Source organism: Collinsella sp. AM41-2BH, from assembly GCF_003468085.1.
Lineage (GTDB): Bacteria > Actinomycetota > Coriobacteriia > Coriobacteriales > Coriobacteriaceae > Collinsella.
In genome coordinates, this window is the sequence record NZ_QSGH01000005.1 from 101,361 (window position 1) to 125,605 (window position 24,245).

The window sequence follows — 24,245 nt, forward strand, 5'->3', positions numbered from 1 at the left end:
GCCGCTACTCCTCAATTGAGCTATAACGTTAAACAATTGCAGCGTTTTTGCATGGGGGAGTGATGGTATGACGCTACTGTATTTCCTTACCCTGTTTCCGCTGGTACCGGCGCTGGGCATGCTGCTCGCGCACGGTGACCGCACCCGCGACGCGGTGGGGCTCATAGGCGCCGGCATCATTATGGCGGTGACAGTTGTAGTCGCCGTCATGTTTTTTGGTGCGGGTCCGCAGAGCTTTGAGGTTGCCCCCGGCACCTCGCATATGCTCTCGATCATCAGCTCCGCCATCGATGTCATCCTGTGTGCTGTCATCCTGTACAACGCGTACAAATATAGGAACGTGCTCACCACGGTGCTCGGCATAGTCCAGCTGGTGGGCTCGCTCGCCTTCGCTGCCATGACGCTGCCCGCGACCGAAGCCGTCACGGCGACACCGCTCTACCTAGACTACATGAGTGTGATCATGGTCCTCGCCATCGGCATCGTCGGCAGCCTGATCTGCGTGTACGCCTTGGGCTACATGAAGGACTTCCAGGCGCACGACGAGCACGAGGCCGCGCTGCGCGGGCAGACCGCGCCCGACCGTCGCCCGCAATTCCTGGCGCTCATGTTCCTGTTCCTCTCGGCTATGTTCGTCATCGTGATAAGCGACAACCTGGAGTGGCTGTTCTGCGGTTGGGAAATCACCACCGTGTGCTCGTTCCTTATGATTGGCTACACGCGCACGCCCGAGGCCATTAAAAACGCCTTTACCCAGATCATCCTCAACATGCTGGGCGGCATCGCGTTTTTGGCGGGGCTTATGTTCTTGCACGTTAACGGCATGCCGCTGACCATCTCGGGCATGATCGAGCTTTCCGGCACCGGAACCGCGCAGTCCGCGCTGCTGGTGATGCCGGTCATCCTGTTGTCGCTCGCCGCGCTCACCAAGGCCGCACAGATGCCGTTCCACACTTGGCTGTTGGGTGCCATGGTTGCACCCACTCCCACGAGCGCCCTGCTGCACTCGTCAACCATGGTCAAAGCCGGCGTGTTCCTGATGGTCAAGCTGAGCCCACTCTATGCCATCTACCCCGTGACCGGCTTTATGGTCACGAGTGTGGGTGCCATCACGTTTTTGCTCGCTGCACTCATGGCCATCTCGCAGAGCAACGCCAAACGCGTGCTCGCGTACTCCACCATTTCCAACTTGGGCCTCATCAGTGCCTGCTTGGGTGTCGGCGCGCCCGAGGCCGTATGGGCCGCCATCTTCCTGATCCTGTTCCACACGGTGGCCAAGTCGCTGCTGTTCCTGTGCGTGGGCACGGCCGAGCATCATATCGGCAGCCGCAATATCGAGGACATGGACGGCATGTTCAGCCGCATGCCGCACCTGACGCGTCTGATGATGCTGGGCATTATGGGCATGTTTGTGGCGCCGTTTGGCATGCTCGTGTCCAAGTGGGGCGCCCTGGTGGCGTTTGCGCAGACCGGCAACGTGCTCATGATCATGGTGCTTGCCTTTGGCTCGGCCGCGACGTTTTACTTCTGGGGCAAGTGGCTTGCCAAGCTTTCGGGCGTCGACCCCACGGCTCAAAACGTTGAGGTCAATGTCCATAAGACCGAATGGATGGCCCTCAACACCATCGCCGCGCTGCTGATTCTGTGCTGCGTGGCGTTTCCGGTTATCTCGAGCGGTCTGGTGTCGCCTTACTTGGCCATGGTGTTTGGCCGCGTGCCGTACGTTATTGGCAAGGACGCCATGTATCTGATGGTGGTTATCGTGGCTTTTATCGCCGTGGTGCTGCTGACGTCATTCCGCGTGAGCAACAAACCGCACGTCAACGTGTACCTTTCGGGCGTGGGAACCGACAAATATCGCCATTTCCGCGGCTCGATGGGACACGAGGTGAAGGCCGAAAAGCGCAATTGGTACTCGGAGGACGCCCTTGGCGAGAAGCGTATTGGCCCCGCGGGTAGCGTCGTATGCTGCAGCATTATCTTGTTTGCGCTGCTGTGTTGCGCATGGATTGGGCCCGAGCGGCTTGCCATGAGCGCGCCCTCGGTGCTGCGCGGCAAGTATTTCGAAGGTTCGGGCGTTGTGGGCATCTTTATTGGCACCGTGGCGTTTGCCTTGCTGGCGCCGCTTGCGGGCGGCTTGATCGACGGCATCGACCGCAAACTTTCGGCTCGCATGCAGGGCCGCGTGGGCCCGCGCCTGCTGCAGCCCTTCTACGACGTTGCCAAGCTGCTGCGCAAGGCCCCTGCCAGCGTAAACACCATGGACGATACCTATATGGCGTGCGCGCTCATCTTTACCGTCGTGGGCGGCGGCATCTTTGTGTCGGGCTCCAACACGCTGCTGTGCGCTTTTATGGTGACGCTCGCCGCGATCTTTGTGGTGCTGGCGTCCGCCTCGACGCAAAGCCCGTTTGCGCAGGTCGGCGCCGATCGCGAGCTGCTGCAGGTTATGAGCTACGAGCCCGCCGTTCTGCTGATGAGCGTGGGCCTGTATCTCGCCACCGATAGCTTCGATTCCATCGCCGTGACCGGGCAGTCGGCGCCCATCATCGTGTACAGTGCGCCCATTTTCCTGGCGCTGCTTGCGGTGCTCACCATCAAGCTGCGCAAGTCGCCGTTTGACCTTTCGTACTCGCATCACGCGCATCAGGAGATCGTCCAGGGCGTCGCCACCGAGATGAGCGGCGGCACACTGGCCAAGATGACCCTTATGCACTGGTGCGAGACCGTGCTGTTTTTGATGTGGGTGGGCATGTTCTTTGTCTGGGACAACCCGGTGAGCTGGGTGGTTGCCCTGGTCGTGATGGTCGCGACGTATTTTGTCGAGGTACTGATCGATAACACCTTCGCCCGTAGCACCTGGCGCAGCTGCTTTAAGCTCGGCTGGGGCGTGGCGCTGGTGTTTGGCCTGCTCAACCTTATGCCCATCCTCGTCGACGTGTTTATTTAGGAGGCGGCATCCATGGATCATAAAATGTCGCGCTCGCCGTGGGTTATTCATTACGACGGCTCGAGCTGCAACGGATGCGATATCGAGGTGCTGGCCTCGCTCACGCCGCTGTTCGATGCGGAGCGCTTTGGCGTGGTCAACACCGGCAACCCCAAGCATGCGGATATCTTTTTGGTGACGGGCTCGGTCAATGCCCAGAACCTGCCCGTCGTGCGCCAGATCTACAACCAGATGCTCGAGCCCAAGTGCGTGGTGGCCTGCGGTATCTGCGCATGCTCGGGCGGCGTATTCCGCGATGCCTATAACGTGATCGGCGGCGTGGACCGCGCAATTCCCGTGGACGTGTACGCGCCCGGATGCGCCATTCGTCCCGAGACCGTGATCGATGCCATCGTGGAGGCGTGCGGCATCCTGGACCAGAAGGAGGCCGTGATGCGCGCCGGCGGCGACCCGCTCACCGTGGGCGGTGCCGCTACCTGGGACGGTGGCGTTGAGCTGGGCGAGGACGGGTTTGTGGCTGCGGGGGCCGGGGCTGACGGTGCCGGTGACGCGCCTGCCGGGAAGTCCGCCGCGCCCGCCGCTGGCGACGCATCTGCTGAGACGCTCGCCGCTGCAAAGGAGGCCGAGTAATGCAAAAGGCTATCTATACCACCGTCGGGATCGACGAGCTCCTGTCGCATGTCCAGGCGCTCAAGGGCGTCGGCGCGCGCTTTGTGCAGATGCACGCCGAGCGCAACGTCGACGACGGCTCGTATCGCTTGGTCTATACGTTTATCAACGTCCGTGCTGCTCAGGAGCATATTGCGCAGGACGGCAGCTATGCGATCGAGAACCTGGTGGTCGAGGGCATCGACCAGTACCAGGAGATTCCGTCCATCAGCTCGTATTACCCCGCGGTGTTCCCGTTTGAAAATGAGGCCCACGACCTGTTTGGTCTTGCCATCACCGACATGCAGATCGACTTTAAGGGCTTTTTCTACCAGGTCTCGACTGCCGAACCCATGAGCGTCATCACGCCCGAGGTGAAGGCTGCGCGCGAGAAGGCCATGAAAGTCCGCGCGGCCGCCGAGGCCAAGGCGCGCAAGGCCGCGGCCGAGAAGGCCGCCGCGGCTGCGGCTGCTGCGGGGGAGGGTGCCGCGGGTGCCGGCGATGCTGCGGGCACTGCCGCTGCTCAGCCCGCTGCTGCTGCCGGCTCCGATGCCCAGCATGACGATGCCGCTGCGAAGGCCGCGCTCAAGGCCGCCGAGATGGAGGCAAAGCTCGCCGCCATGGATCCCGAGAAAGCGGCCAAGGTCCGTGCGGCGCTTGCCGCCAAGGCCGCCCGCGACAAGCAGAAAAAGGAGGCGTAAGGTCCATGGCTCATCGCTCCGTAATTCCGTTTGGCCCGCAGCACCCGGTGCTGCCCGAGCCGCTTCATCTGGACCTGGTGATCGAGGACGACCGCGTCATCGAGGCAATTCCGCAGATCGGCTTTGTGCACCGCGGACTCGAGAAGCTCACCGAAAAGCGCGACATGCACCAGTTTGGCTACATCGCCGAGCGCATCTGCGGCATTTGCGCCGTGGGCCACAGCTACGGCTATGCCAGCGCCTGCGAGCGCATGCTCGACATCGAGGTGCCCGGCCGCGTGCAGTATATCCGCACTATTTTGCACGAGCTTTCGCGCATCCACTCGCACCTGCTGTGGCTGGGCCTGCTCGCCGATGCCTTTGGCTTCGAGGCGCTGTTCTATCGGTCGTGGACCCTGCGCGAGCAGATTCTCAAGATCTTCGAGAGCACGTGCGGTGGCCGCGTGATCCTTTCGATTAACGAGATCGGCGGCCTAAAGCACGACATTGAGGACTCCGAGCTGGCTGGCATTGTCCAGACGCTCGATGCCATGCGTCCCGACTACGAGGCCCTGGTGCATACGTTTTTGGACGACGTCAGCTGTGGCGAGCGCCTGCATGGCGTGGGCGTGATCAGCAAGAAGGACGCGCTGGATCTGTCGATGGTCGGCCCGTTTGGGCGCGCCTCGGGCGTGGACTACGACGTGCGCATGTTTAGCGACGGTGCCTATGCGGACCTGGCTGCGTTTGAGCCGGTTGTCGCCACCGATGGCGATTGCTATGCCCGCTGCCAGGTGCGCTGTGCCGAGGTCACGCAGGCCATGGACATCATTAAGGAGCTTGTGGGCAAGATTCCGCACGACGGGATCGGCGGGCGCACCAAGCTTACGCCGGCCGACGGCGCACGCGGCGAGGTTGTGATTGAGCAGCCGCGCGGCGAGGCGTATTACTATGTGCGCGGTAACGGCACCAAGAACCTGGACCGCTTCCGCGTGCGCACGCCGACGTCGCAGAACCTGGCGGGTCTGACACATGCGCTGCAGGGCGTGCTCCTTGCCAACGTGCCCATGATTATCCTGACCATCGACCCCTGCATTAGCTGCACGGAAAGGTAGGCGCGGCATGAGTTTGCTGACATTTGCCAAGACGGCCTTGGGCTCTATGGTCAAGCAGCCGGTAACGGTGTGCTATCCGCAGGAGAAGCTCGCGGCACCCGAGCGCTTGCGCGGGCATATCGTCAACGACATGGACGCGTGCATCTGCTGCGGCATGTGTGCGCGTCGCTGTCCGGCGGGCGCGCTCGCAGTCGATCGCAAGGGTGGAACGTGGTCGATCGACCCGTATGCCTGTGTGGTGTGCGGCGAGTGCATCGAGAGCTGCCCCAAGCACTGCCTGACTATGGACACCGCCCGCACCCCAGTCGCAGCGGACAAGACTCCCACAGTAGAAACCAAGCCGGAGTAGCGCAGGAGTAGAACTGGAATAGGGGCCGGCGGGGCAAAAATGCCCCGCCGGCCCCGCGCTTAAACGCGCGGTTGGGCCGCCGCTAACAAAACCATGCCGGATTACGGGGCTGGATGGCGAACCTCCGACCATATAGAAAATCGCAAAAACAAAACCGCAGGTAGATAGCCTGCCGTTTTTCAAAAAATGAAGGTATGGATGAGGGCCCCGACTTTAGCTCCGTAATCCGGCATAGTTTTGAAATGGCACCATATCCGTAACAGCTCTTGATCTCCCATGGACGGAGGAAAGCGGATCATTTTTGCCTTGCGAAGGCTGCTGCGTGATCCGGCCGCCACGAAATCGGCCCATTTACTACGTTTAGGCGGCAGCCCTCGACCACGGCAAGCAATGCGAAATGAAAACCGCAGGTAGAACGCCTGCGGTTTTTCATGAAACGCGGCTATGGTCAGGGGTATCGGGTCAAACGTAGTAGATGGGCCGATTTCGTGGTGGGCGCTGTCAGCCGATCTCCGTGGGCGGAAGAAAACGGATCATTTTGGTCTCGCGAGGTTTGCGGAGGCACTCGTGCAGGGCCGTCGCGAATAAAACTATGTCGGTTTACTACGATGAATTCGGCATTCCCGACCATGACTGCATTTTTCTAAATATTGCAAGCGTTCTACCTGCGGTTTTGGAAGCGCGCAATTTGCCGTGGTCGAAGGTGGTCGATTCATCGTAGTAAACCGGCATAGTTTTGAAATGGCATTAAATCGGTAGCAGCCATTTTGCTATGCCGGGGCGATCGGTCTTCGGGTAATTACCCTCGCAGGTAGGCGATGGCGATCTGCGTGCGGTTGCGTAGGCCCATTTTGGCTAGGATTGAGCTGATGTGGTTGCGTACGGTGCCTTCGCCCATATAAGCTGTGGCGGCAATCTCCTTGTTGTCGAGACCGCGGGCGATGAGCTCGGCGACTTCGAATTCGCGGTCGGTCAGGCCGGCAAAGGCCGCGGGCCGGCGGAGCGTGCCCGACTCGACGCCCGTTCCGTCAAAATCGATGTCCTCGATTGCCTTGCCCTCGAGTACGCGCTTACCGTCCATAACCTGCGCCAACGCCGGTGGAATGGCGGCGACATCGGTTTTAATCAGGTAGCCGCGGGCGCCCAGCTTGAGCGCCGACACAATGTACTCGTCATCCGAGAACGTCGTCAGAAATACCACGCGCGCCGCAGGGTCGCGCTCAAGGATCTCGCGCGCGGCCGAAAGGCCATCGCGTCCCGGCATCTGGATGTCGAGCAGCGCGATGTCGGGCGCGTGCTCGGCGTAGAGCGCGACCGCGTCGTCGCCATTGGCGCCGGTGCCCACTACCTCGATCTGCGGCTGGGCGCCCAGGATAATCTTGAGCGAATCGACCACCAAGCGGTCGTCGTCGACAACAATGAGCCTCATCGGGCCTCATCTCCTTGCGGTTTGGGAACGGTGGCAAACACACGCCAGCCGCCGGCGCCGGCGCGCGGACCGGCGGTAAAGGTGCCGCCAAGCGCCTCGATGCGCTCGCGCATGGAGGCGAGCCCCATGCCCTCGGCGATGCCGCGAGCACCCGTCCGGGTTCCGCCAGTGCCATCGTCGGTGACGATGAGCTGGTAAAACGACGGATGCTCCATGCACCGTACGGCGACGGTCTGGGCGCAAGCGTGGCGCATGGTGTTGGAGAGCGCCTCGCGCAGGACCGCCGCAAAGCAGTTGGCGACGTTGGCGGGCGCATGCTCGGCCATAACTTCAAGCTCAATCTGCGGGCCGCCGTCCGAGCGCGCGCCTGCAACAATGCGTTCGAGCTGCACGGAAAGGTCGACGGCGTTGTCGTTGAGCGCATGGACGCTGGCGCGTACGAGCTGGAGCGCCTCGTCAACGGTGTATTTGACGTCGGCGAAATCGGCGGCAACGCCGGGCTCGTTGGCATGGACCACGCGCAGGGCTTCGGTTTGAAGCGAAGCGCGCGTGAGCTGGTGCCCGACGTTATCATGGATCTCGCGCGCGATGCGGGCGCGCTCGGCGAGTGTCGCAAGCTCGACTTCGTAGTCCTGGCGGTCGGCAAGATCGCGGTTGCGCGCTTCGAGCGCCAGAGCACGTTCTTGCAGCTCGTCGCGGGTGCGGCGCATGCGCTGCTGCTCGCGCTCCAACTGGGCGGTACGTAGCGATAGCAAGGCGGCGGCAACCGAAAGGATGGCGGTCAGCAGGAGCGTTCGGGCGGTGAGCGCATCGACGCGAAGGTCCGCGACGAGCGCAAAGGCAAAGGCGACGCCAATGCCCAGCGCGACCCAAACGTGTTCACGGCGCACGCGCCGCGCGATGTCATAGAGGGCGAGGGGCGCAAACGGCACAAACGGCGGCACGAAGACAGCCGCGATGATGTAAACGTAACTCGCGGCCTCGCTTGTGCGGCGCGTGCGTTCCTCCTGTGCGACCTCGGCCAGCGAGGTGGCGATAACTCCAAGGCAAAACGCCGCAACCAGGCGAGCGTCCACAGCAAGGCCCATGGCGGCCGCAATGCAGCACGCCAGCACGATCGATTTGTCGAAAAGCCTGTTCATACGGGTATTGTACGCGAAGCCGCGCGTGGTGGAGGGGCCGCCTGGCGCAACCGTGACATTCCTCCCGCGCGGCAAAGCGTCGTCGATCGCTCGCGCAAGCGGGGGTTTCGCCTCCGCCCCCTCGCACTCGTGACAAAGCTCACTGGTGCGCGCCGTCCGCTCCTGCGATGATGCAATCGTACCGGGCCGCAAGCAACAGAAGGGCCGCCTCATGACAGACATCGTCCGCGTCGAAAACCTCGTCAAGCGCTATGACGACCTTATTGCGCTCGACCACTTTAACCTGAGCATCGCCCCCGGCGAGATCTTTGGCCTGCTGGGCCCCAACGGCTCGGGCAAGACCACGTCCATCAACTGCATTTTGCAGCTACTTGCCTACGACAAAGGCACCATCGAGCTGTTCGGCGAGCCCATGACGCCCGCCCGCTACGACCTCAAGCGCCGCATCGGCGTGGTGCCGCAGCAGGTGGCGGTGTTTGACGAGCTTACGGTGCGCGAGAACATCGACTATTTCTGCAGTCTTTACGTCAACGACCGCAAGCGCCGCCGTGCGCTCGTGGACGAGGCGATCGACTTTGTCGGTCTGGGCGACTTTGCCAAGTTCCGCCCCGGCAAGCTCTCGGGCGGCCTGGCGCGTCGCCTCAACATTGCCTGCGGCATCGCACACAAGCCCGAGCTCATCTTCTTTGACGAGCCCACGGTGGCGGTCGACCCCCAGAGCCGCAACGCCATCCTGGAGGGCATTTGCCGCCTGCGCGACGAGGGCGCTACGGTGGTGTATACCAGCCATTACATGGAGGAGGTCGAGCAGATCTGCAGCCGCATCATGATCATGGACGGCGGCCGCGTGCTGGCGCAGGGCACCAACGACGAGCTCAAGCGCATGATCCAGATGGGCGAGAAGATTGTAATCGAGGTCGGCGAGGTTCCGAGTGCGGCGCTCGGTGCCGTCGCAAGCCTGCCGCACGTTCTGGACCTTTCGGCAACGGCGGGACAGCTCACGTTTTCGTGCGAAGCGAGCCCGCACAACCTGACGGACATTCTCGATGCGCTGCGCTCGCATGACGTGCCGCTCGGCCGCATCTATTCCGAACCGCCGACCCTCAACGACGTGTTCCTCGAGATCACCGGCCGCGAGCTGCGCGACTAGGGGGCGGCCATGTTCAACACCATCATCACCACGGTCAAGACGCTGCTGCGCCGGCCGAGCACGTGGGTCTGGGGCGCTCTCTTTCCTATCGCGCTTTCCACGATGTTCATGTTTATGTTTGCGAACCTCAGCTCCGACGGCACGGTCGACCCGGTGCCGGTTGCCGTCGTGGCGGACGAGGCCTGGGATGCCTCGACCTTTAAGGATGTGGCAGCTTCGCTTGCCAAGGCAGGCGACGACCAGCTGCTCGATGTGAGCGAGTACGAAGACTTGGCTGCCGCGCGCAAAGCGCTCAAGGCCGGCGAGGTCGCGGGCATCTATACGGTTGATGCCGCGGGCACGCCCAGGCTCACGCTGCTATCGAGTTACGACAGCTCGCGCGCCTCGTCGGTGCTTACCGACCGCAGCATCCTTGAAACGGTGGCAAGCTCGTATACGCAAAATGCCGAGCTCATGTCCCAGATTGCCCAGGACAACCCGGCGGCGCTCGCCGATCCGGCGGCGGTTGCGCGCGCCCTGTCGCTCGAGGGCGGAACCCGCCGCGTGAGCCTGACTCGTGCCACGCCCGATGGCACGGTCATCTACTATTACGCGCTTTTTGGCCTGGTCGCGATGATGTCTGCCGAGTTTGCCGCCTTGAGCGTCGTCGATTTGCAGCCCAATCTGTCCGGCCTCGGCGCGCGCCGCTGCGTGGGCGGTCTTTCCAAGACGGCGTCGCTGGCCGGCATTTTTGTCGGCTCGTGGCTGGTTTCCTTTGCATCGATGGCGGTTGCGATCGGCTACGTGCGCCTGGTCGTGGGCGTCGACTTTGGCGGGCGCGAGGGGTTGTGCCTGCTGGGCGGGGCTGCATCCGCGCTTGCCGCCACGGGCCTGGGGCTTTTTGTGGGCACGCTTCCCGTTAAGGGCGGCAAGGCATCCAAGTCGGGCATCCTCACGGGCTTTGCCACCACGTGCGCCCTGTTCGCCGGCCTCTACGGCGAGCCGGCGATGGCGCTTGCCGACGACGTCGCCCGCGCTTGTCCGGTCGAGTGCTGGCTCAACCCCGTCAAGCTCATCTGCGACATGTTCAATCGCCTGTATTTCTTTGAGGACCTGGGGCCCTTCGCCGTTCGCGTCGGCGCGCTCGTCCTGATGGCCCTGGTGTTTGTCGCCGCCGCTACGCTGATCTTTGGAAGGAGCCGCTATGAGCACCTTTAAGACCGCGCTTCGCATGGCGCTGGCGCACCCGTTCTACCTGCTCATCTATACGGTGTTCATCTCGCTCATGGGCGTATTCATCGCGGCTTCGGTGAGCTGGAACTCGTCGCAGCTTACCGAGTACAAGCCCTACGACACCAACGTGATCGTGGTCGACCGCGACAATAGCGACCTTTCGCGGGCGCTTACCAAGCACCTGGGCTCACGCTTTGACCTGGTCACGGGCATCGGCGACGACGCGTACGACCTTGCCGATGCGCTCTCCAAGAGCAACAGCGCCAAGGGCAGTGCCGATTGCGTGTTCTTTATCCCGGAGGGGTTTGAGGACGATCTTGTTGCAGCCGCCCGTGCGGGGGAGGCCCTGCCCAAGCTCGACGTGACCTACGGTTCCGGCACCATGGCGGCGGCGCTCTCGTCTGCCGAGGCCTCGCGCTGGATCTCGCTCGCGGGCGCCGCGGCGGCGCTTGAACCCGCTGCCTCCAACGGCGACGTCGCAAGGGCCGCCGAGCACGCGGCCGCAAAGCGCGCGGAGGTCCAGATCGAGCAGGTCAAGGTCGACTCGACTGCTGCTACCACGCTCGAGTCGTACTTCAACTTTGGCGCGTACGCGATCATCTCGTCGGTCATCGTGTCGGTGGGACTGGTGTTCTCGGGCATGAACGAGCCCGAGCGCGTGCGCCGCATGCATGCCAGCCCGGTCTCTGAGCGCCAGCGTTCGCTCGCTGTGTTCGCGGCCGCCGCCGTGCTCACCGTCTGCATCTGGCTCGTGTCGAGCATGATGGGCGTCGTGGGCTTTGCCAGCGCGGTTGCCGAGGTCGGCGTGGGTCGCGTGTGCCTGGCGCTGGCGGCAACGTTTGCCCTGGCGTGCACGCCGCTGGCTGTTGGCTTTACGCTGTCGAGCCTGGGCGCGCGCGAGGAGCTGCTCAACGGTGTGGGCAACTTACTCGGCATGCTCATGACGTTTTTGGGTGGCGCCTGGATGCCGCTGTCGCTGATGGGTTCGGCCGTGCAGACGGTGGCGCACTTTGTGCCGACGTATTGGGTGAACGACGCGATCGGCAAGGCGCTTGCCTCGGACCTGACGTCTGCCGTGCTGGGCGACATCGCCTGCGACCTAGGCGTCACGGTGCTCTTCGCCGCCGCCATCGCCGCCGTAGGCCTAGCCCTCGCCCACAACAAATCCCACGCCTAACCACAACCCGTCACTTGGGAACCCGTCACTTGGGAACCCGTCACTTGGGGACGTTCCTTTTCTGCCGGCAGATGGGGACACTCCTTTTCACCTAGTCATTGGGGACGTTCTTAAACGACGACCACTCATTGGGGACAGACTTAAATGAGTGGTTTCAGTCATTTAAGTCTGTCCCCAATGAGTACCCAATGACTGGTTTGGAAAAAATCGCGCCTGTCGCTTAAAAATAGTTCGCCTGGGTTTACTATTACCCTAGAAAAGTAGCAGAAGGCTAACAACGGGGGATAGCATGTCGACAAAGCAAGCCTATGTCCAGGTCAGCGGGCTCAGGAAACACTACGGCGACGGTGATGCGCGCCTGACGGTACTCGATGGCATCGACACGTCCATCAACCGCGGCGAGATCTGCGTCATGCTGGGGCCCTCGGGCTCGGGCAAGTCGACCTTTCTCAACCTGATCGGCGGCCTGGAGGATGCCGACGGTGGCTCCATCATGGTGGACGGCTGCGACCTCACGGTGCTCAAACCTACCGATCTGGGCGAGTATCGCCGCCGTGAGCTGGGTTTTGTCTTCCAGTTCTACAACCTGGTGCCCGATCTCACCATCAAGGAGAACATCGAGGTCACGGCGCACCTGTCCAAAAACCCGCTCAATGTCGACGACCTGCTGCGTTCGCTGGGCCTCTACGAGCACCGCAACAAGTTCCCGCGCCAGGTCTCGGGCGGCCAACAGCAGCGTTGCGCCATCGGCCGCGCACTCGTCAAAAACCCGGGCCTGCTGCTGTGCGACGAGCCCACCGGCGCGCTTGACTACAAGACATCCAAGGAAATCTTGCAGCTCATGGAGGATGTTAACCGCACCTACGGCTGCACCATCATCATCGTCACCCACAACGCCGCCATCGCCCGCATGGCCAACCGCGTGCTGCGCCTGCGCGACGGCCGCATCGTCGAGGATGGGCTCAACGAGTCGCCCGTTGCGGCCGCCGAGCTCGATTGGTAGGCGATGCCATGACACCTCTCGCAAAGCGACTCCCGCGCGAGCTGCGCCGCAATATCGGCAAGTACCTGGGCATCTTTTTGCTTATGTGCGGAAGCATCGCTCTCACCTCGGGCTTTTTGCTCGCGGCGCATTCCATCGGCTGCCTTATCGACGACATGCGCGATGCATACACGATTGAGGACGGCCGCGTGACCACCTCCTTCGAGGCTACCGACGATCAACTCAAGGCCGCTGAGGATGCAGCCGGCGACGTCGGCGGCGTCACGCTCTACAAGAATTTCTCCGTCGACGCCATCATCAAAAAGACCGCCGGCGACGACGGCACCAAGCGCACGCTGCGCACCTATGCGCACCGCACTAAGGTGAACATTGCGTCCTACTGTGAGGGCAAGGAACCCAAGGCAGAAGACGAGGTTGCCATCGACCGCGTTTTTGCCACCAACAACGACCTCGCCGTGGGCGATAAGGTCGAGCTCGAGGGGCGCACCTACACCATCTGCGGCATCATGACGCAGTCCGATAGCCAGGCACTGTTCCTCAACAATTCGGACTTTACGGTGAACACCATCACGTACGGTGTGGCCGAGGTCACCGACGCCGGCTTTGCCGCGCTTGAGGACGCCGGCGGCGCGCCTGCCTACACCTACTCCTTTACCTTTACCGACCGCGATCTCCCCACCGCGGATCGCATCGATGCAGAGCAGGATATGGTCGAGGCGCTGACCGATGCCGATGCGCGCGTCGACGATCTGATCGATGTCGATTCCAACCAGGGCATTGGCTATGCGCGCGACGACGTGGACGGCGACTCCATGATGTGGATGACGTTGCTCGACATCATCATCGTGATCATGGCGTTTGTCTTTGTGGTGCTCACCGACGCCACCATCGAGGAGGAGAGCGCCATTATCGGCACGCTGCTCGCCAGCGGCTATCGCCGTCGCGAGATCGTACTGCACTACCTGGCGCTTCCCGCCATCGTGGGCGTGCTCGCGGCATTTTTGGGCACCGCGCTCGGCGTCGCGTTCTTTACCGAGCCCATGCGCGGCCTCTATTACGGTTCGTACAGCCTGCCTCCCTTCCAGGTGTACTGGAGCTGGGAGATCTTTGTGAAGTGCGCCGTGGTCCCTGCCGCCGCGCTCATCCTCATCACGCTGGTGGGCCTGCTTCGCAAGATGGGCAAGACGCCGTTGCAGTTCCTTCGTCACGAGGCGAGCGGCAAATCGGGCACCAAGCGCGGCCTGCAGCTGCCGGAGCGCATGGGCTTTGTCTCACGCTTTCGCCTGCGCATCTTCCTGCGCAACCTGGGCAACTTCGCCACGCTCTTCGTGGGCATTGCGTTTGCCTCGCTGCTGCTGCTCTTTGGCCTGGCGATTCTGCCCACGATGACGCATTACGCCGACAACCTCGAGACAAGCCTGGTCGCCGAGCACCAGTACACGCTCAAGGCTCCGCTGGAGCTCGAGGGCACTGCCGAGGAGCGTGAGCAGTGGTCGGCGCTCGAGCGCTTGCAGTCGGTTGACGGCGCGCTGCTTTCCGCCGCCCAGGATGCGGATGACGAGCTCGACGACGCGGCCGATGCGGCGCAGACGGCAGCCGATGCCGCGACCGCATCTCCGTCTGCCGAGAGCCTGACTGCGGCGCAGGATGCGCTTGCTAAGGTCAAGGACAAGAAGGATGCGCTCTACGCGCGCCTCGACGACCTGGCCGATGCCCTTGGCTGCGACCGCGACGAGGCCATTGACCTGATCGACAAGGCCTCTAAAATCGACACCGACAACGACGATATCCACCCGGTCAATACGACCGACAACGGCGCGGGCGCAATCGCGCAGGCCGAGAAATACGCTGTCTACCAGCTGCAGTACGACCGCGGCGACGGAAACGGGCAGGAGACGATTTCCGTCTACGGCATCTCGCCCAACTCGCGCTACTGGAAGGGCCTCGACGTCGGCGATGGGCGCGTCGTCTTTGGCGGCGGTCTGCTCGACAAGTTTGGCTGGAGCGAGGGCCAGAAGGTCACACTCGGCGACAAGTACGAGGGCGAGCATTATTCTCTTGAGTACGCGGGTAAGGACTGTGCCTGGGGATCCAAGTCGGACATGAATATCTATATGAGTATCGACGACTTTAACGAGCTATTCGACAACGACGCCGCCTACTTTAACGGCTATGTGAGCGACGAGAAGCTCGACCTCGGCGCGCGCTACTTTGCCAGCGACACCACGCCCGACGACATGCGCGCCGTGGGTGATCAGTTCATCGACATGATGAGCAAAATGATCGGAATGATGATCGGGCTCGCGGTGTTTATCTTCCTGCTGTTTATGTACCTGCTGACCAAGGCCGTGATCGACCACAGCGCCCGTTCGATCAGCTACATGAAAGTCTTTGGCTATCGCGATAGCGAGATCTCGCATCTGTACATCCGCTCGATCACGCTGTGCGTGGCGGTGTCACTCGTGCTGAGCCTGCCCGTGATCATTGGCTCGCTGACCGCGATTTTCCGCTCGATGCTGCTCGCCTACAACGGCAATATCGAGATCTACGTGCCCGCTTGGTCCATGGCTGCATGCGTCGGCATCGGCTTTGCGACCTACCTGGTCGTGGCGCTGCTACACACGCGCTCCATCAAGCGCGTCAGCCTGGCCGAAGCCCTCAAGGTGCAGGAGTAGTCATCGGGGACAGTCTTTGCCGATTCGCCGGCCGGGCGGCAAGCACTCATTTAAGTCTGTCCCCAATGAGTGGCTGTGCTTGACTTCGACCCTACTTTAACGGGTACCATCCTCTATGTCTGTAACGCCATATAGACCGAGGGGATAGATCTATGACCGCAACTGCACCCGCAGCACCCGCTAAGGTGTACTTCACCAACCTGCGCACGCATGCTCGCGAGAGCCAGCTCGACAAGCTCAAGCGCCTCATTCGTCGCGCCGGTATCGAGCAGATCGACTTCGAGAATAAGTTCGTCGCCATCAAGATCCACTTTGGCGAGCTGGGCAACCTGAGCTTTTTGCGCCCCAACTACGCCCGCGCCGTCGCGGACGTGGTGAAGGAGCTGGGCGGCAAGCCCTTCCTCACCGACTGCAACACGCTCTATGTGGGCAGCCGCAAAAACGCGCTCGAGCACATCGACACCGCCTACCAGAACGGCTTTACTCCGTACGCCACGGGCTGCCAGGTCATCATCGCCGACGGCCTCAAGGGTACCGACGAGGCACTCGTCCCGGTCGAGGGCGGCGAATACGTGCACGAGGCCAAGATCGGCCAGGCGCTCATGGACGCCGACATCGTGATCAGCCTCACCCACTTTAAGGGCCATGAGCAGGCCGGCTTTGGCGGCGCCATGAAGAACCTGGGCATGGGAGGCGGCAGCCGTGCCGGCAAGATGGAGCAGCATGCCGCCGGCAAGCCGAGCGTCGATACTACCAACTGCGTAGGTTGCCGTGCCTGCGAGAAGATTTGCGCGCACAGCGCCATCACGTTTGACGGTACGCGTGAGCGCGAGCTTGCCAACGGCAGCACCCGCACGGTTCACGTGGCTACCATCGACCACGATCGCTGCGTGGGCTGCGGACGCTGCATTGCGGCGTGCAACCAGGACTGCATCAAGCCCGACTATGACGCCGCGGCCGACGTACTCAACTACAAGATCGCCGAGTACACCAAAGCCGTCGTCGACGGCCGCCCGAGCTTCCACATCTCGCTTGCCATGGATATCAGCCCCAACTGCGACTGCCATCCCGAAAACGACACGCCTATCGTCAACGATATCGGCATGTTCGCGAGCTTCGACCCGGTCGCCATCGATCAGGCCTGTGCCGATGCCGTCCTGGCATCCGAGCCGCTGCCTAACACCGAGCTTACCGACAGCGCGGCCAAGATGGAGCATAATCACGAGCATCTGGAGGGCGAGCAGGCCAAGGATCCCTTCTGCATCACGCATCCCGACACCGACTGGCGCGCGTGCATCGCGCATGCCGAGAAGATCGGCCTGGGCACGAGCAAGTACGAGCTCATCGAGGTCAAATAGCACCTAGTTATTGGACATATCAAGCGCATTCGTGGCTTAATTCAAGCAAAATCCGCCCGCGAGCACAGCGCTCGCGGGCGGATTTTCGGAAGTGCTAGGGGTCAGATAGACCAGTAAACCGTACTATTTGCCTAAAAATACTCGTCGAGGAAGTCGTCGACCGTGTTCCAGTAGAGCTCGGGGTTAACTTGCGCACTCTTGGCGTGGGTGGCGCCATGGATGGTGAGCTTTTGCTTGACCTTGCTGGCGCACGCGTCGTAGTTTTGGTCGAGCATGTCGTACGGCACAAAGGTGTCCTGGTCGCCGTGGATAAACAGCATGGGAACCGTCGCGTGTTTGAGTTGCTCCACACTGCTCGCCTTATGAAAGTCGTAGCCCGCGCGCACGTTGCACACCAAGTTTGCTACATCGAGCAAGGGAAAGCTGGGCAGCCCGAACACGTCCTTGAGCTGCAGAGAAAACTCGTCCCAAACACTCGTATAACCACAGTCCTCGATAACGCATTTCACGTTTGCGGGCAGAGATTCCCCCGCGACGTCCATGGCGGTTGCCGCACCCATCGACTCGCCAAAGACCAGGATGCGCGCCTCGGGGTCAGCCTGAACGATCCGCCCAATCCATGCAACGACATCGAGCCGCTCGGGCCAACCCATGCCGATATAGTCGCCGCCGGAGCGCTCGTGGGCGCGGGCGGCGGGTGCGAGTACGTTCATGCCGCGGTCGTGGAATCGTTTGACGTATCGGGCCATGCCGATGGGCTCATCGGTGTATCCGTGTAGGCAGATAGCGTAATTGTGCGTGCTCTCTGGGGCGGCAAAATACCAAGCGGCAAGTTCGGTTCCGTCATCTGCGGTGAGGCTGCTGCTCTCGCGGTTCTCTTTAAACCATGCCCGCGCCTCGGTTCCCTCGGCATCCGGCTGCTCACTTTCTTTGTCGTCCTTGCCGTCCTGCATCATCTTCATGGTGTATGGCGCGCGGGGATTCAGCGCGAAGTCAAACAGAAAGTTGCCGGCAAATCCGAGCAGCGCAATGACAACCACCAGTGCAACGATGCCGGCTATCTTGAGCTTTCGATGGGAATGTGCGTTTTGAGCCATGCGGTATTCTCCTATAAGATGTTAATGCATCAATATTTAATGCAAGCGCATTATGGACGTTCGCCGTTGATGCGTCAACAGGCAAAGAATGGGTAAACAAAGGGTCACGTATGGTGCAAATTTCGCACGCACCCAGACGCTTTGATATAGTGTTGAGAACTCTTTACGTTGGAGGATGTAACCGGCATGTCCGATTCGAGCGACAGTTCCAAGCCGCGACCCAAGGCCGCGGCCGTTCCGCACTACACGGTGGGCGAGGAGATCATGAACTCCGTCACCCATGGTGTCGGCTGTCTGCTGGGTATCGCGGGCCTGGTGCTCCTGATCGTATTCGCTGCCCTGCGCGGCGGTGGCCCGGCCCACATGGCCGCGGCAATTGTCTATGGCGTCAGCATCATCCTCGAGTACCTAGCCTCCACGCTCTACCATGCGATTCAACCCGCGCGCGCCAAGCGCGTGTTCCGCATCATCGACCACAGCTGCATCTACCTGCTCATAGCCGGCAGCTATACGCCGTTTTGCCTCATCACGCTCGCAAACGACGGCGGCGCTGCGCTGTTCTTCGCCGTATGGGCCATCGCCATTATCGGCATTGCCCTCGAGTGCTTTATGCGCGAGCGCCAGCCGCACTGGGTAAGCGGCCTGGTCTATCTGCTGATGGGCTGGCTCGTTGTCTTTAAACTGCCCGAGCTCGTGTCGCTGCTCAACCCCGTGGCGCTTGCCCTGCTCGCCGTCGGCGGCGTGTGCTACACCGTGGGCGTGCCGTTCTATATCGCCAAAAACGTGCGCTATCTGCACAGTGTTTTCCACTTGTGGGTGCTCGCCGGCAGCATCTTCCAGTTCATGGCGGTGATTCTCTTCGTAATCTAGCGACCGCGCCTGCGCGCCCGCGTCCTCGTTTGGGCGCCGGTGCAATTGCCGTATCCGTCATCAACGTTTTGACCTGACGTCCCGAATCTTGGAGGTTCGAGAAACTCCCGATGGACATAACCATCTCCCTTATCACTACCCTCGTTTTGACCCTCATCAACGGCTACTTCTCTATGTCCGAGATGGCGCTCACCACGGCCAAGCGCGCCGTGCTGGAGCATGAGGCCGAGGAAGGCGACAAGCGCGCCGAGCGTGCCATTAAGCTGGCCGCCGACTCCGACCAGCTGCTCGCCACCATCCAGGTCGCCATCACGCTCGTGGGCTTCGCCTCGTCCGCCGTCGCCTCGACGAGCCTGTCCGACCCGCTCGCCACGTGGCTCATGAGCTTTGGCATCGCGCCGCTTTCCGCCATCGCACGCGGCCTGGCGCCGGTCATCATCACCGTCGCCGTCGCCTTTGTGTCCATCGTGATCGGCGAGCTCGTCCCCAAGCGCATCGGCCTGGCCAATGCCGAGGGCGTGTCCAAGCAGGTCGTGGGACCGTTGTCGTTTTTCCAAAAGATCGCCCGCCCGCTCGTGTGGCTGACCGGTGCCTGCTCCGATGGTTTGGCCCGCATCCTGCGCATCAAGAGCGCCGATGATCGCCAGAACGTCTCGGAGGAAGAGATCAAGTACATGGTCTCGGAGCAGGACGACCTGCTCGACGAGGAAAAGCGCATGATCCACGAGATCTTTGACCTGGGCGACACCGTTGCCCGCGAGGTCATGGTGCCGCGTGTGGACACCACCATGTGCGAGGACGACGAGACGGTCGCCGACGTGCTGTCCACCATGCGCCAGACCGGCTTTAGCCGCATCCCCGTCTATCACGAGGATCCCGACAACGTCGCCGGCATCGCGCACATCAAGGACCTGATCCAGCCCTCGCTCGACGGCAAGGGCGACCAGCCTATCGCCGACTTTTTGCGCGACGCCACCTTTGTGCCCGACACCAAGGACATCCTGCCGCTGCTGTCCGAGATGCAGACCTCGCACGACCAGATCGTAGTGGTCGTGGACGAGTACGGCGGTACGGCCGGCATCATCACCATCGAGGATATCGTCGAGGAGATCGTGGGCGAGATTGAGGACGAGTTCGACCCCGACAACAAGTACCTCACGCGCCTCTCACGCCGCGAGTGGCTCGTCGATGGGCGTTTTTCGTGCGATGACGCGATTGAGCTTGGTTGGCCGCTCGAGGAAAGCGATGATTATGAGACCATCGCCGGCTGGATTTTGGAGCTTTGTGACTCGGTGCCCGACATCGGAGAGGTGTTTGAGGTCGCGGGGTACAAGTTTAAAGTGCAGTCGATGCGTGGCCAGCGCATCTCGCTCATTCGCGTGATCGCTCCGGCCGAAACCGATAAGAAGGATTCCGAGTCTTCGGTAAACGAGCCGACGACGTCGGGTGCGGGTTCCGCGAATCCGCACGACGGCGACGAGTAGGGCAAGGAAGAGTAGGGGAGAGTTATGGCAGGCCTGTTCAACATCCTTAAGGTCACCGTCAGCGAGGACAAGATCTGCGCGCATGTGCTGGTGAACCCCGGCATGCCGCTCATGACCTCGGAGGACATCGAGGCCACGGCGCGCGTGTACTACCTGGTGCCGGCGATTGCCAAGCACCTGTGCCTGGGCGATTCCGGCCGCGAGTTCCAGGACTGCATGGGTCAGACCGAGCTCTGCCACCTGCTGGAGCACGTGACGGTCGAGCTCATGAACGAGACCGGTCTTGCCGGTAGCATCTCGTGCGGCCGCACGCGCGTAAGCGAGCATGACGAGCGTGTCTTTGAGGTCGAGCTTTCGTGTCCCGACGACGCACTGGCCATCGGTGCGCTGTCGTCGGCCACCTTTATGATGGACTGGGCGTACCTGCACGCCGACCAGCCTGCCCCCGACGTGGAAGGCACGGTCGCGGGCCTGCGCAGCCTGGTGCTGGGCATGCGCGCCGAGGCCGAGGGCAAGGATCCTCACGAGGCCGTCGCCGCCGCGAACGGCGAAGATGCTGCCGAGGACGAGGGCGCTGACGAGGGCGATGTGCCGGTCGACGCCGAGCCCGTTGCCGATGCGACCGCCGAGCCCGTTCCCACCGAGCCCCAGGGCGTCCCCAACTTTGACGACGAGCCCCAGGTGGCGATTGATACCGAGGGCGCGGTTGCCGAGAACCACGAGGCCTCCGCTGCCGTCTTTGGCGGTGCGGCGACGGTTCCGGCAGGACCTGCGCATGAGGGCGGCCTGCCGCTCGTGGACGGCGCCGGCGAGGACCCGGGTGCCACGGTGGCCATGCCGGCTATGCCCCAGGAGTAGGCCTACGCGTTTATCACCATCACGTACCTGCGCCTTTGCCGTACGCAGATGAGCGGAGCGGCAAGTGATGCGCTGCGGGTATAATGGACAGCATTCAAACGGTGGGCACCGACGTGCCCGCAGGAGAGGAATGATCATGGGTAAGACTTTCAGCTTTGTCTCCGGCGCACTTTTTGGTGCTGCTGCCGGCGCTATTATCGGTGTTGCTCTGGCTCCGCGCTCGGGCGCCGAGACCCGCGCCATGGCTGCCGATATCGCCAACGACGCCTGGGACAATATGCGCGACACCTACGAGCACAGCGCCGAGGAGGCCCGTGCTGCGGTGAATGACTTTGGCCCGATGGTCGACGCCAAGACCGACGACCTGCGCGCCAAGGTCGACCTGGCCCGCGAGCGCATGGACCAGCTGCGCGAGCAGCTCAACGACGCCATTTCGGGTGGCAACGTGACGCCTGCCGCCGACGTCGTGGTCGAGAACGCCGTCGAGGCTGATACCGAGGCTGCGGAGCCCTCGACCGAGGCATAATGCGCGCCGGGGATTTTGTCGGCGCCAAGATTTATCGCAAGCCTACCGAGGACAAGCGCACCAAAAAGGACGGCACGCCGCGTAGCCCTAAAAAGCTCGGAAAGATTCACTTTCCGGTCTTTACCCCGGGCGGTACGCGCGTGGTCGGCTTTATGGTCCGCCAGTCCGATATCGCGGGCATGATCGAGCGCCCCGACCGATTCGTAGCGCTCGACGCCATTGGTGTCTACGAGGGCGCCATTGCGGTCGATGACGTCAAGGACACGTACGATGCCGCCGCCGCCAAGCGCCTCGACATCAACCTGGACGATTGCATCATCTGGGTCGGTATGGACGTGCGCACGGAATCGGGCGACGTCGTGGGCTATTGCTCGGACGTTGAGTTTAAGCCACGCTCGGGCATCGTGCAGGCATTCTATGTGACCGCCGGTGCTGCTTCGAGTGTTTTGGTTGGTGACACGCAGGTGCCACCGACGATGCTGCGCGGCTACGAGAACGGCGCGATGGTCGTCTCGGACGAGGTCAAGTCGCTCGGGTATTCGGGCGGTGCGGCTGCCAAGGCCGCCGAGGCCAGCGTCGTGGTGGGCGACAAGGTCAAAAAGGGCGCCAAGGTGCTCGACGACAAGGGATCGGTTGCCGTGGACAAGGGCAGTCGCGCACTGGGCAAGCAGCTCGGCAAGACGCGCGGCATGTTCAAGGCCTTTAAGGACGAATACCAAAAGGCGAGCGGAGGCTCGTCAAAAGCTACAAAATAGCGACGTACCAAATGATGGGAGGCAAGCCGGAGACCTGTTGCTCCGGCTTGCTGTGTTTATGGGGGAGGGCATATGCGCCAAAACGGATCCAACTTAAACGGGCGTTCGGGTACGCGTCCGACGGCGCGCCGCGATCTGGGGCAGCTGCCCAGCGGTCAGCGCAAGCGTCACCGTAAGCCCGGCGCGATGTACCTCAACCATAGCCGCGGCTTTAGCGATCGCAGCGCGCGCATCGGCAACAGCCGTACGCCCCGTCGTTCGTCTCGCCTGCCCTATGCGCTCATCGCCGTGGGTTGCGCACTCGTGTTGTTTATCGCTGCCGTCGTGGGCTACGTCAACCGCAGCGTGGACGTGGAACTCAACGGGCAAAAGACCGCGGTGCGCGTCGGCTCTACGCTGCAGAATCTCATCGACGACCAGGAGTTGACTGACGCCTACGACGCAGGCGACCTGCTGGCCGTCGATGACAGCGTGCTCAAGCGCCATGGCGGCGAAAAGCTGTCGGTGAAGGTCGACGGCAAGCGCGTGAAGCAGGGCAAATGGGATAGCCGCGAACTTGAGGGCGGCGAGAAGGTGACGGTCAAGGATGGCCGTAACACCTACGAGAAGCACGAGATTCAGGCTACGGTTATCGAGCCCAAGCTCAAGGTCGAGGGCACGGGCGCCATAGAGTATGTGCAGACGTGGGGTGTCCAGGGCCGCTCCGAGGTGTGGGTTGGTGAGCAGTCGGGCAAGACGCAGGACCGCGGCGAGGTTGTGCCCGTCACCGATTGCGTCGTTGCGTGCGCCAGCGTGGCGCCCAAGGGCAACAAAAAGTACGTGGCGCTGACGTTTGACGAGGGTCCGAGCGGCGCGACCAAGCAGATTTTGCAGGTACTCAAGGAAAAGGGCGTCACCGCGACGTTCTTCCTGTCGGGCGATGCGGCCGAGGCCTCGCCTGCTACGGCCAAGGCGATTGTCGATGCCGGGTGCGAAATCGGATCCAACAGCTACAGCGACGATTCGCTCAAGGGTCAGGACCGTGAGGCGGTACGCGAGCAGATCACGAAAGGCACCGATGCGATTAAGTCGGCGACCGGCGTGAAGACGATGCTGCTGCGTGCTCCCTACGCTGCCTTTGACGAGCAAAACTGGATTGATGCGATGGACCTGGTCTCCGCCGTGGTCTCGTGGAATATCGACTCGGGCGACTGGCTGCTCAACGGTGCCGACGAACAGGTCTCGACGGTGCTCGATTCGGTGACGCCGGGCAATATCGTGCTGCTCACCGATAGAGACGAATGCGCCGAGCAGACGCTCGAGGCGCTGCCGCAGATTATCGACGGTCTTGTCGCCGACGGCTACAAGATCGTGACGCTCAGCGACCTGGTCAAGACGGACACATCGCTCAGCAAAAAGCTCACCTCGCTGACGAAGGTCACCATGCCCAAGGACGCCGTGTTCCCCCAACTTGCCGAGGACGATGACACTACAGAGTAGTCATTGGGTAGTCGTTTAAGAACGTCCCCAATGGCTATGTCACGGATACGTCAGCGTTTGGTATGCCTGCAATGTGCAGCGCATAAATTCGATGCCGCAGGGCGATGCTGATGCTATAGTTACTGCGGTTAATGAGGGTCAAGAGAAAGGTTACAGGTGAAATCCAAACCTCGACCATACAGTCGATGACCCCATGCAGGTGCTTTTTGCGCATGCACGGGGTGTAAGCGTCGAGCGGCGTGCCGCCCGCGCATGCGTATACATATCCAGAAGCCCCCGGACGCCGCA

At 62.0% G+C, this 24,245-nt stretch carries 20 protein-coding genes; 17 read left to right on the forward strand and 3 right to left on the reverse strand.

What is annotated here, in order from left to right; all coding sequences use genetic code 11:
* Positions 1 to 67 precede the first annotated feature (67 nt).
* From DW899_RS03995 to DW899_RS04015, 5 genes are read left to right on the forward strand one after another with little or no spacing between them, the layout of a single operon-like run.
* On the forward strand, positions 68 to 2,950 hold the full coding sequence (locus tag DW899_RS03995) for a proton-conducting transporter membrane subunit (protein WP_117800072.1): 2,883 nt from the start codon (positions 68 to 70) through the stop codon (positions 2,948 to 2,950).
* A gap of 12 nt (positions 2,951 to 2,962) precedes the next feature.
* Positions 2,963 to 3,580, forward strand: coding sequence for an NADH-quinone oxidoreductase subunit B family protein (locus DW899_RS04000; RefSeq protein WP_117800073.1), 618 nt, complete (start codon positions 2,963 to 2,965; stop codon positions 3,578 to 3,580).
* Entirely contained in the window at positions 3,580 to 4,299 is a 720-nt protein-coding gene (locus DW899_RS10530) for an NADH-quinone oxidoreductase subunit C (protein WP_158566567.1), read from the forward strand. Before DW899_RS04000 ends, DW899_RS10530 begins: the two co-directional genes overlap by 1 nt.
* A gap of 5 nt (positions 4,300 to 4,304) precedes the next feature.
* On the forward strand, positions 4,305 to 5,393 hold the full coding sequence (locus DW899_RS04010; RefSeq protein WP_117630031.1) for a nickel-dependent hydrogenase large subunit: 1,089 nt from the start codon (positions 4,305 to 4,307) through the stop codon (positions 5,391 to 5,393).
* A gap of 7 nt (positions 5,394 to 5,400) precedes the next feature.
* Entirely contained in the window at positions 5,401 to 5,742 is a 342-nt protein-coding gene (locus tag DW899_RS04015; RefSeq protein WP_117630030.1) for a 4Fe-4S dicluster domain-containing protein, read from the forward strand.
* Positions 5,743 to 6,541: 799 nt separating this feature from the next.
* Here the strand turns inward: DW899_RS04015 and DW899_RS04020 are convergent.
* Both DW899_RS04020 and DW899_RS04025 read right to left on the reverse strand, forming a co-directional pair.
* Positions 6,542 to 7,171, reverse strand: coding sequence for a response regulator transcription factor (locus tag DW899_RS04020; protein ID WP_117800074.1), 630 nt, complete (start codon positions 7,169 to 7,171; stop codon positions 6,542 to 6,544).
* The gene (locus tag DW899_RS04025; RefSeq protein WP_158566568.1) at positions 7,168 to 8,313 is read right to left on the reverse strand and encodes a sensor histidine kinase; all 1,146 of its coding nucleotides are present in this window, start codon (positions 8,311 to 8,313) and stop codon (positions 7,168 to 7,170) included. Before DW899_RS04025 ends, DW899_RS04020 begins: the two co-directional genes overlap by 4 nt.
* 211 nt (positions 8,314 to 8,524) lie before the next feature.
* On the opposite strand from DW899_RS04025, the gene DW899_RS04030 reads away from it, so the two are divergent.
* From DW899_RS04030 to DW899_RS04055, 6 genes are all read left to right on the forward strand, one after another.
* Complete coding sequence (locus DW899_RS04030) at positions 8,525 to 9,463, forward strand: ABC transporter ATP-binding protein (RefSeq protein ID WP_117800076.1); 939 nt, start codon at positions 8,525 to 8,527, stop codon at positions 9,461 to 9,463.
* Between the two features lie 9 nt (positions 9,464 to 9,472).
* Complete coding sequence (locus DW899_RS04035) at positions 9,473 to 10,660, forward strand: ABC transporter permease (protein WP_117800077.1); 1,188 nt, start codon at positions 9,473 to 9,475, stop codon at positions 10,658 to 10,660.
* The gene (locus DW899_RS04040; RefSeq protein ID WP_117800078.1) at positions 10,647 to 11,852 is read left to right on the forward strand and encodes an ABC transporter permease; all 1,206 of its coding nucleotides are present in this window, start codon (positions 10,647 to 10,649) and stop codon (positions 11,850 to 11,852) included. The genes DW899_RS04035 and DW899_RS04040 overlap by 14 nt, the downstream gene beginning before the upstream one ends.
* Positions 11,853 to 12,141: 289 nt before the next feature.
* Positions 12,142 to 12,855, forward strand: coding sequence for an ABC transporter ATP-binding protein (locus DW899_RS04045; protein WP_117640505.1), 714 nt, complete (start codon positions 12,142 to 12,144; stop codon positions 12,853 to 12,855).
* A gap of 8 nt (positions 12,856 to 12,863) precedes the next feature.
* Entirely contained in the window at positions 12,864 to 15,530 is a 2,667-nt protein-coding gene (locus tag DW899_RS04050) for an ABC transporter permease (RefSeq protein ID WP_117800079.1), read from the forward strand.
* 152 nt (positions 15,531 to 15,682) lie between these two features.
* Positions 15,683 to 16,888: a DUF362 domain-containing protein gene (locus DW899_RS04055; protein ID WP_117800080.1), complete on the forward strand. Its 1,206-nt coding sequence runs from the start codon at positions 15,683 to 15,685 to the stop codon at positions 16,886 to 16,888.
* Positions 16,889 to 17,019: 131 nt separating this feature from the next.
* On the opposite strand, the gene DW899_RS04060 is transcribed toward DW899_RS04055, so the two are convergent.
* Positions 17,020 to 17,985: an alpha/beta hydrolase gene (locus tag DW899_RS04060; RefSeq protein ID WP_117800081.1), complete on the reverse strand. Its 966-nt coding sequence runs from the start codon at positions 17,983 to 17,985 to the stop codon at positions 17,020 to 17,022.
* A 186-nt stretch (positions 17,986 to 18,171) separates the two neighbouring features.
* On the opposite strand from DW899_RS04060, the gene DW899_RS04065 reads away from it, so the two are divergent.
* From DW899_RS04065 to DW899_RS04090, 6 genes are all read left to right on the forward strand, one after another.
* A complete protein-coding gene (locus tag DW899_RS04065; protein WP_197032173.1) occupies positions 18,172 to 18,855 on the forward strand; it encodes a hemolysin III family protein in 684 nt (227 codons plus the stop codon).
* A 110-nt stretch (positions 18,856 to 18,965) separates the two neighbouring features.
* Positions 18,966 to 20,339, forward strand: coding sequence for a hemolysin family protein (locus DW899_RS04070; RefSeq protein WP_117800082.1), 1,374 nt, complete (start codon positions 18,966 to 18,968; stop codon positions 20,337 to 20,339).
* A 24-nt stretch (positions 20,340 to 20,363) separates the two neighbouring features.
* The gene (locus DW899_RS10760; protein WP_233539896.1) at positions 20,364 to 21,197 is read left to right on the forward strand and encodes a hypothetical protein; all 834 of its coding nucleotides are present in this window, start codon (positions 20,364 to 20,366) and stop codon (positions 21,195 to 21,197) included.
* A 136-nt stretch (positions 21,198 to 21,333) separates the two neighbouring features.
* Complete coding sequence (locus DW899_RS04080) at positions 21,334 to 21,723, forward strand: YtxH domain-containing protein (RefSeq protein WP_099432470.1); 390 nt, start codon at positions 21,334 to 21,336, stop codon at positions 21,721 to 21,723.
* Positions 21,723 to 22,478 carry a hypothetical protein gene (locus tag DW899_RS04085; RefSeq protein ID WP_055252569.1) on the forward strand — a complete coding sequence of 252 codons (756 nt, stop codon included), beginning with the start codon at positions 21,723 to 21,725 and terminating at the stop codon, positions 22,476 to 22,478. The genes DW899_RS04080 and DW899_RS04085 overlap by 1 nt, the downstream gene beginning before the upstream one ends.
* A 72-nt stretch (positions 22,479 to 22,550) precedes the next feature.
* The gene (locus DW899_RS04090) at positions 22,551 to 23,957 is read left to right on the forward strand and encodes a polysaccharide deacetylase family protein (protein WP_233539897.1); all 1,407 of its coding nucleotides are present in this window, start codon (positions 22,551 to 22,553) and stop codon (positions 23,955 to 23,957) included.
* Positions 23,958 to 24,245: the final 288 nt, after the last annotated feature.

Coding starts and splice junctions, on each gene's coding strand:
- DW899_RS10530 (WP_158566567.1), top strand. CDS start 3,580: ATGCAAAAGGCTATCTATACCACCGTCGGGATCGACGAGCTCCTGTCG.
- DW899_RS04040 (WP_117800078.1), top strand. CDS start 10,647: ATGAGCACCTTTAAGACCGCGCTTCGCATGGCGCTGGCGCACCCGTTC.
- DW899_RS04085 (WP_055252569.1), top strand. CDS start 21,723: ATGCGCGCCGGGGATTTTGTCGGCGCCAAGATTTATCGCAAGCCTACC.
- DW899_RS10760 (WP_233539896.1), top strand. CDS start 20,364: ATGGCAGGCCTGTTCAACATCCTTAAGGTCACCGTCAGCGAGGACAAG.
- DW899_RS04055 (WP_117800080.1), top strand. CDS start 15,683: ATGACCGCAACTGCACCCGCAGCACCCGCTAAGGTGTACTTCACCAAC.
- DW899_RS04015 (WP_117630030.1), top strand. CDS start 5,401: ATGAGTTTGCTGACATTTGCCAAGACGGCCTTGGGCTCTATGGTCAAG.
- DW899_RS04020 (WP_117800074.1), bottom strand. CDS start 7,171: ATGAGGCTCATTGTTGTCGACGACGACCGCTTGGTGGTCGATTCGCTC.
- DW899_RS04000 (WP_117800073.1), top strand. CDS start 2,963: ATGGATCATAAAATGTCGCGCTCGCCGTGGGTTATTCATTACGACGGC.
- DW899_RS04045 (WP_117640505.1), top strand. CDS start 12,142: ATGTCGACAAAGCAAGCCTATGTCCAGGTCAGCGGGCTCAGGAAACAC.
- DW899_RS04070 (WP_117800082.1), top strand. CDS start 18,966: ATGGACATAACCATCTCCCTTATCACTACCCTCGTTTTGACCCTCATC.
- DW899_RS04010 (WP_117630031.1), top strand. CDS start 4,305: ATGGCTCATCGCTCCGTAATTCCGTTTGGCCCGCAGCACCCGGTGCTG.
- DW899_RS04060 (WP_117800081.1), bottom strand. CDS start 17,985: ATGGCTCAAAACGCACATTCCCATCGAAAGCTCAAGATAGCCGGCATC.
- DW899_RS04030 (WP_117800076.1), top strand. CDS start 8,525: ATGACAGACATCGTCCGCGTCGAAAACCTCGTCAAGCGCTATGACGAC.
- DW899_RS04035 (WP_117800077.1), top strand. CDS start 9,473: ATGTTCAACACCATCATCACCACGGTCAAGACGCTGCTGCGCCGGCCG.
- DW899_RS04050 (WP_117800079.1), top strand. CDS start 12,864: ATGACACCTCTCGCAAAGCGACTCCCGCGCGAGCTGCGCCGCAATATC.
- DW899_RS03995 (WP_117800072.1), top strand. CDS start 68: ATGACGCTACTGTATTTCCTTACCCTGTTTCCGCTGGTACCGGCGCTG.
- DW899_RS04090 (WP_233539897.1), top strand. CDS start 22,551: ATGCGCCAAAACGGATCCAACTTAAACGGGCGTTCGGGTACGCGTCCG.
- DW899_RS04065 (WP_197032173.1), top strand. CDS start 18,172: ATGTCCGATTCGAGCGACAGTTCCAAGCCGCGACCCAAGGCCGCGGCC.
- DW899_RS04025 (WP_158566568.1), bottom strand. CDS start 8,313: ATGAACAGGCTTTTCGACAAATCGATCGTGCTGGCGTGCTGCATTGCG.
- DW899_RS04080 (WP_099432470.1), top strand. CDS start 21,334: ATGGGTAAGACTTTCAGCTTTGTCTCCGGCGCACTTTTTGGTGCTGCT.